4 protein-coding genes are annotated in these 7,932 nt (G+C 67.1%); 1 reads left to right on the forward strand and 3 read right to left on the reverse strand.

Annotation, left to right across the window (positions count from 1 at the left end):
* Nucleotides 1-542 precede the first annotated feature (542 nt).
* Nucleotides 543-2,105 (reverse strand): hypothetical protein, encoded by a 1,563-nt coding sequence (locus tag DI269_RS11660; RefSeq protein ID WP_157974910.1) that lies wholly within the window; start codon nt 2,103-2,105, stop codon nt 543-545.
* 145 nt (nt 2,106-2,250) lie between these two features.
* A complete protein-coding gene (mobF, locus tag DI269_RS11665) occupies nt 2,251-6,918 on the reverse strand; it encodes a MobF family relaxase (RefSeq protein WP_112136029.1) in 4,668 nt (1,555 codons plus the stop codon).
* Between the two features lie 299 nt (nt 6,919-7,217).
* On the opposite strand from mobF, the gene DI269_RS11670 reads away from it, so the two are divergent.
* The gene (locus tag DI269_RS11670) at nt 7,218-7,547 is read left to right on the forward strand and encodes a hypothetical protein (protein ID WP_112136032.1); all 330 of its coding nucleotides are present in this window, start codon (nt 7,218-7,220) and stop codon (nt 7,545-7,547) included.
* A gap of 22 nt (nt 7,548-7,569) precedes the next feature.
* On the opposite strand, the gene DI269_RS27750 is transcribed toward DI269_RS11670, so the two are convergent.
* Nucleotides 7,570-7,860 (reverse strand): hypothetical protein, encoded by a 291-nt coding sequence (locus tag DI269_RS27750; protein WP_112136034.1) that lies wholly within the window; start codon nt 7,858-7,860, stop codon nt 7,570-7,572.
* Between the last annotated feature and the right edge of the window lie 72 nt (nt 7,861-7,932).

The raw sequence follows: 7,932 nt of genomic DNA on the forward strand, positions 1-7,932 counted from the left end.
AGTTCGCAAGTGTCTGAAGACCTGCAGAGCGGTTCCGAGGTGGCGAACCGGGCAGCCTCGTCGAGCAGCCGGGCGGACAACATCGTGTCGAACTGCTCGATCCTCGCGACGACATGAGCCGTCCCGCTGCGAACCGCGGGGCCGCATTCGACGGTTCGGCCGGATCAGCGGACGCGCCGCACGGGTATGTACGGGGCTCAGCCGAGATGGAGATCGCCTGGTTGGATGCATCGTGGGTGCGCACTCCCACGTGGAGGGGCCGCGCACCCCGCCCTACTCCTGAAGGCTTGCGGTATCGGCATCGGCTCAGACACTCTTCCGGATGAGTGACCAGGAAGTTGTGGGTGTGTGAGGTTTCGCAGTCGGCAACAGGCGGCCATGTTGTCAAGGTCCTTGCCTCTTGCTTGGCGGAGGATTGTCCTGATGGTGCTGGTGTTGACACGGTAGCGGCGGGCGAGTTGGGCCTGGGTTTCGCCAATGGTGGCGTAGGCGTAAAGGATGGCCTGGGCCTAGCTCCTCAGTGGGAGTGCCTGCGTCAGCTGTCAGCTTGGCAGGCTTGAGCGCATGTAGTTCCTCAGGGCCGCGATGAAAGACACGAACGCGGCGACTACCAGTACCTGGAGGAGCAGGACCACTTGGCGCTCCATCACCCCGAGGCCGGCGAGTACATCGGTCCCGGACGCTTGCGTTTCTGCGGTGAATCTGAGCAGCACGAACGGTGTGAACAGCATGTGCACCCATAGGGCAAGCATTCCGCCTTGATAGGAGTGTGCGTCCACCTCCATCCACATGGCGACGAACATGGTCAGAGACCCGATGGCGAGCCAGGTCAGCAACGGCGGGATCGGGCGCTGGCCGTACCCGACAAGCCGGAACAGGCTGTACATCCATCGCTCTACCCGGCCGGATGTCAGGTGTTGGGCTCGGGCACGGCCCCAGGCGACTTTGGACCGTATTGAGCCGGCCCCGCACTTCTCGGTCACGAGGACGTCGAGTTCCTTGCAGAAGTAGGCGCAGTCGAGGAGGTGGTCGGCAGCGGTCTGCCGATCAGGGCGGCCCGCGGCGCGAGACTTGAGTCGATGGAGCGAATGGAACGGGCGTCGCCATCCGGGCGGATACGTGTCGTGATCGATGACCGGCTCGAACACACGGACGTTGGCGAGTTCCCCGATTCGGTCTCGCCCGGCGCTGCTGGGTTTGATTTGTGCTCCTCGGAGCGTCGCGTTCTCCAAGGGGTCTTCTCCACGCCGGTTGGGCGTGGGGTCGACACCGACGTAGTCGAAGGACTGATCGTGTACTGCGATGATGGAGGCGCCCACTGCTCGTTTGATGAAGCAAGTGCCGGCGAAGTCGCGGATGGATGAGGCTGCGCCAAGATCGAGCGAGATTAGAGGGTGGTCGGGGTTGTCGATGACGGTCAGCCCGGTCAGGGTCTGCCGCTGGGGAACTTGCACGATCCCGTCACCCGAGATCGTAATTTGATGTTTGGTCTCATTGATCAGAAGCGCGACCTTGTCGAGGCGCAAGGTATCGGGTCCGTCAATGATGGCGCCCTGGATCAGGGGGTAGTCGCCTCGGTTGCTCTTGTCGGACTGAAGCTTCAGGTTTGGGTGTGGTGTAGCCTCACTGACGGCAATTTTGTCCACGCTGACTCCCCCTCCTCCGACGGTGATGGTCAGGCCGTCCCGGCAGAGCTCGAGCTCCTCGACGTTGAACGTCAGGGACGCATTGGTGAAGAGCGAGAGGCGCCGGACGGAGTTGTTGGCCCTGGCAGTCAACGCTCCGCTCTTTAGCTCGACGTGCCTGAAGATTCCTGAGTCCAGGCCCACGCGGTCGCCGGGTTCAGTCTCGACTATGAGCTTCGAGGCGAGTTCTCCTTCATAGTGAACCGTGGTCGAGACGGAGACGAGTATGTCCGTATCGGGTGAGGTTCCTGTGATCTTGAGTGAAGGATTTCGATAGAGGGTTGTCATCTCCACGATGACCTTTGGGATGCCGGTGAAGTCATCGAGATCGAGGCTCTTGGGGCCGAGCGCAAAGTACACGGCCTCGCCATCTACGCGGACTTGGTTCGGATACTTCGCAAGAATCGCTTCATGAGCCACATCAGGAGTGAATCACGCACGTCCGACGACTCACACGAATGGTGGGGAGGATTCGCCGGTGCGCCGAGCTCTGGACGTCGGCAGTGGGTATGAACGTGGCAGTGAATGTTGGGGCGCAAGGGGGATGGAGAAGTGGGAGGACGCGTCACTGCCGTGGCGGAGTGATGGAGTTGACCGGCTTCTGCGCAAGCGCTTGACCCATGTCGATCTGCTGCTGCTCATTGGTTTTGCCTCCATGCAAAGCTTCGCTCTGGCTCTCTGCTGTGAGATGTGGAGTCGTGATCCGAAGATCGGAGGCGAGTTTCGGCGTGAGGAGTTCGCAGCTGGATAGAGCATGGACGAGGTCCGCGGCCAGGACGGACTGGGTTGCGGCGACTGATGGGTCTCGTGCGATCAACTGCCAGGTCGGTCCCCATGTAGTCGCGATCATGTCGTGGATCGCTTCGCGCTCGTTTGAAGGGAGCGCGGCGTAGGTGTCGCGCGCGATGGCAATGGTGAGCTGCTGCTCCGCAGTTTCGGCGAGGCCGGTGCCAGCGGTGGGTGCGTCGGAGCTGTCGATGGCGAGCGCCGCTGAGGCTGCGGCCCACCAGGAGTGGTGTCCGGCGCGGCCGGCTTCTAGGTAGGGGCCGAAAGGGTGGGCGGGGTCGTCGAGGTCGACGCGCATTTGGTCGCGGTGTGCGGCGGCGAGGGCGATGGCGGTGCGCCAGCGCTCGAAGGTGGTTTCGCCGGTGGGGGTTTCGCCGAAGGATTCAGTCCAGGCAGGTTGCTCGGTGATGGCGTGGTCGGTGAGGTGGTCGACGCGGGCGGTGATGGCGTCGGCGACGTGGTCGAGGTAGTTGCGGAGCTCTGCGGGAACGGCGTCGCTGTGGTGAAGCGTGTTCGGGGCGGCGGCCCAGGGGAGCGGGTGGGGCGCGTTCTCGATGGCTTCGAGGCGTTGGTGCCAGGTGAGTTCGTGACCGGCTTCGAGCACGAGGCCGGTGAGGGTGCGGCCCGTGGCGAGTTCGTCGATGAGTTCACCAGGGTCGCCGCCTGCGTTCTCCCAGGCTTTGATGGTCCAGGCGAGGGCGGGCCAGGCTTGTCCCGCGTGGGTGGGGTCGAGTTCGATCAGGCGGGTTTGGCGTTCGATGCGCCAGGCGAGGTTGGGCGCGACCTGGTTGAGGCCGTCGAAGTCGTGTTGCGCGGCAGCGCGGTGGAGCGCTTCGGCGGAGTACTGGCCGGATTCTTCAGCGCGGCGGAGGGCGCCGATGACCGCGGGCCAGGCCCGCTCGCCGCAGACTCGGTCCGCGAGGTCGCCGCCGAGGATTTCAGTGAGTTCGGTCCGGTAGCGGTCCATAGCTCGTGTCGTCTCGGCTTGATGTGCGGCGTTGGCGGGGAACCGGACGGGCCCCGGGTGGAGCGCGGTCGCGGTGTCGAGGTTCGCTTCGGGGTAGTGGGGCCGGAGGAGCTCCCGGTAGCGGTCGAGGTCGGCCGGTGTGGGCCTGGCGCCTGCCGGGGGCGGGGTGTGGCCTTCCATGTGGCCGTTCATGCGGCCGATCAGCACGGCGCTGACTGAACCCGCGTCGTCCACGGGTCCCCGGGCGAGGGCGAGGGCGAGGATCTGCTCGGGGTTCCATCCCGCGGCCTCGGCCTTGGCGAGGGTCCCAGCGAGCGCGCCGCGGCCATTCGCCTCGATGTCGGCCAGGTGCTCCTCAGCGAGGACGGGGGTGAGGACACGGGTAATGAGGTCGCTGTAGTGGTGGTCGGCGGCCATGTCGGCGGCGGTGCGGTAGCGGGCGACGAGTTCGTGGAGGTCGCCGGATCGGGCGGTGAGGCGCTGGCCGATCTCGGTCGCGGACAGGCTGTCGGCCTCGCGGTTGAGGATCTGCTCGGCGATTTCGCGAGCGGCGGTGGCGTCGGGGTCCCACTTGGGCCGGTCGAACTGGTGGTCGGGGTCAGCGGGGATCTCGGTATGGGTGACCGCATACAGGGTCGTGGTGTCGGCGGCGCGGGTGGCGGCGACATAGAGGGCGTCGCGGCTCATCTGGTCGGTGAGGATCGGGTGAGCAGTGTCGACGGTCATGCCCTGGCAGCGGTGGACGGTGGTGGCGTAGGCGAGTTCGACGTGCTCGGCCACGTATTCCGCGGGGAGCGTCATGGTGCCCCCTGATTCGCGGGACTTCACCTTCAAGGAACCGTCCGCGTGGGTCGCGAGCACGTCCCAGGTGGCGCCGTTGCGGACGAAGTCCTTCCCGCCGCAGTACTTCAGGCCGTACTGGTTGTGGCGGGTGACGATCCAGTCCCCGCGACCCGCGGTCTGTCCGTTCCCGAGTGTCACCCCGGCCTCGGCGACCTGGCCGGCGGCGATCCGGTCGGCACGAGCCCAGGTCGACAGCGTGGCGACGTCGGCGTTCGCGTAGGCCATCATCAGGCTCGACTTCCCGGCCGCGACGTCGGTTTTCCATCCGGCGTAGGCGGATTGGAGCATGGCGTCGCGCGAACCGCCGCGGAGGCGTTCGCGGTCTTGGAAGTAGTCGAGTCCGGCCGCCTCGCCCTCCCGCAGACGGAGCGACGCCGCAGCGAAGACCGGGTCTTGGAAGCGGTGGAGGTCGCGCAGCTCGGTCGCGCCGACCTCGGCGGCGATCAAGCGGAGGACGCCGCCGGAGGCGACTGCGCCGAGCTGGCAGTCATCACCGAGGAGCCGCACCTGCGCGCCCGCGAAGCTGGCGAGGGCGGTGATGCGGTCGAGGTTGAACGTCCCGGCCATCGACGCCTCGTCGACCAGGAGCACGTCCCCGGGGCGGAGGCCATGGACCGGGACCGGGAGCGTGCCGATGTCGATGCCGGCGCGGCGTTCGGTCTGCGCGGCTTCGATGGAGCGGACTGCTTCGACCAGTTCGGGTCCGTTCAACAGGTTGCCGGGGTTGATCTGCCACAGGAACTTGTCGACCGTGGAGCAGGTGATGCCGAGGTCGGCTTCGAGGACCGCCGCGGCCTGCGCCGAGGGCGCCAGCCCGACCAGACGCCGTCCCTCGGCGGCCAGGACCTCCCTGTAGGCGCGCATCGCGGTCGTTTTGCCCGACCCGGCAGGCCCGATGCCGACAGCGAGGAGTCGGTCATCGGTGGTGAACGCGGTGACGAGTTCCCGCTGCCCTTCGTCCAGAACCCGACCGTGCCCGGCCTCGAAAACGGCGATCCGCTCAGCGACGGCATCGGCGCTGGCCGACCACACTGTGGGGGTCTGGGCGGCCTTGACGAGGCGGTGCTCGGCGTCGAGGACCGCTTGGGAGGTGTATCGGTCGGCCTCATGCCGCTGGAACACGGAGGTGCCGTCGCTGCGCTGCAACAGCTCCGGCTCCGTGACCGGGGCAGAACCGCCGAGGCGGATCGACATTCCCTCGCCGAGCGCTACTTCGACGATCCGATCGATGGCCTCGCGCTGTATCTCGGGTCCGAGCGCGCCGTGTTCGGCGCGGATGGCCCGCGCCGCATCTGCGTGAAGGTGCCACCGGCCCCACGTCGCATGCTCCTCCCCGACGCGCGCGATGACCGCATCGGCGAGCCTCGCGACCTTGTCGACATCGAGCCCGGCATGTGCCTCAGATTGGCCAAGACCGGCGACGGTGGTCTGGATGTCGCCTATGACTTCGGGGCCGAATCGGGTGACCGCCTGGTCTGTCCAGTCTGCGCGCATCTCGTCGAGGCGTCTCAGTACAGCCTTGCCTTCACGGGTCTCCAGCGTCGCCTGCTGCGCGAGCTCGTAGGCGACGTGCGGGTCCGGGTCGCGGCCGTGACGGGCACGGAATTCCGAGCGCAGGGCGTTGTAGCGGGCTTCGATCGCGGTGCGGCGGGCGGAGAAGTGCTTCAGGAGGGCGGGGTCGATGCCCTCGATCTCGCGGACGGGCCGGTTCGACTTCGCCGGCCCCGGCCGGTCCACGAAGACGATGCCGAGCCGTGCGGTCAGCTCGGCCTCGATCGCGGCGTTGTAGGTCTCCGAGGCCGCGACCCCGACCGCATACAGCGCGGTGCCGTCGAGCGAACGCCACTTCCCATCCCGGCCTTGAATCTTGTTCGCGACCGCGAGGTGGGTGTGGAGGTCGGGGTCGCCCGAGCGCGAATCGTGGTGGTCGAACGCGGTCGCGACAAGGCCGTTCGTCTCGATCTGCGCCGCGCCTCCTGCACCCGAGCGCGTGAACGCGGCGTGCTCCTCCAGGAGAGCGACGGCCCGGCCGACCGCGGCGTCATGCGCAGCTTTCACCTCGGATCGCACTGCCTCGTCGGGGTGCAGCGCCCACAACACTGACACCGACTTCACCGGCGAGAACACCAGGTCGTAGCCCGCCACGCCCGCGCGTTGCCGCGTCGCCTCCTCCCGCTTCACCTTCGAGACTTCGGCCGGCGTCGGCTCGCGGCCGGTTTCTGATTCGATGTCCCGCAGCCGCTCTGCGACGCGTTTCTGGAACGGGTCGAGGGCCTTGTAGCCGGGGAACCGCTGGCCCAGCTTCGCCGCCCGCTCCGCCGCGCCCTTGACCCGATGCTCCTGGGTCGCGGTCAGTCCAGGGCGCAGGTGCGCGGCGAGGTAGGCGTCCTGGATCGCCTCCGCATCAGGATGCAGGCCCTCGCCGAAGAGGTTCCGCATCTGGGCCTCGACGACCTGCTGGCCCGGCTCCAGCCCGAGCGCGCCGGTCCCGGACCCGGTCCACCGGCCCGGCGGGTTCCCCGCCTGCGTGAAGTAATCCGAGGCCGACTGCCCTGGCGCCCGCGGCACGTCCCCGCCCGCAGTCTGGCGCGTGAGATAGGAGTAGCCGTCACCGACCGAGAGCTTGTGGACGGTCATCACTCCGCACCACCCCCGCCCCGCCGATCCGACAATTCCGGATCGCCAACGCTAGCCATTCAAAGGCGGTGCACCAATACCGAATGGTCCTGATTCACGAAACGTGCAAGAGGTGTGTCCTCCATATATGACTGGAGTCATGTATCAGAGTGTCGGTGCTGGTGGAGGCATGATGGTGCCGAGCGGTGCCTATTCTGATCCTCGATCGTCATTAGGGGTTCCGAGTGGTGCCGATGGCTCCTGTACTCGCGGTATCGCGCAGTTGTCGAGGGCCGGTATCCGCGTTTATCGTCGCCGGTATGAACGATTCAGGAAATGCGCAGCAGCCGAGTAAGAAGATCCTCGCGGTCAGGCGCGCTGGCGAGATCCGGCGTCGCCGCATCGCGGCGGCGCGCGAGCGCGAAGCACAGATCGAACAGACCGTGGTCGGGGTGATCACCGCCCATCTCGCGATCGAAGAAGCCAACGCGGCGATCAGCGGCGGCGTCATGGAGCTGCGGGAACTCGGGGAGACACCCGAGGGCATCGCGGAGCTGTGCGGGATGCGCGTCACCGACGTTCGGACTGCCCTTGCCACGGCGAGAAAAGCCGACCGGGAAACGACCGGGCCCGCAGCTCAGCCCGCGTGACGCATTTGCCGGTGCTGCGGCTTCACTCGGGTTTCGTAATGGTCTGGCCGTCGCCGTCGAACAGTTCGGGCTGGATGTAGCCGGTGTCGCCGGTGGCGTGGCGGCGGACCGCGGCCCGGAGGGACTGGGCGGTGACGGTGGGCGGGAGCATCGCCCGCAGCTCGGTCAGATCCTCGGCCGTGGTGAGCGCGGCCCAGATCGAGGCGTAGCGGTCGGTCTCGGCTTCCTTGAGCCGGGCACGTGCTTGCTGGAAGGCATCCTCGGCGAGCGCGAGGGCATCGAGCGGATGAGTGCGAGTGTCGGCGGCGTCCATCGGAACCTCCCTTCGGAACGAGCGAGGCCCCGCCCGCGCGTTCACGCGCGGGCGGGGCCCTTTCGGTTGGGG

The sequence above is a fragment of the Glycomyces dulcitolivorans genome (genome assembly GCF_003265355.1).
Taxonomy (GTDB): domain Bacteria; phylum Actinomycetota; class Actinomycetes; order Mycobacteriales; family Micromonosporaceae; genus Glycomyces; species Glycomyces dulcitolivorans.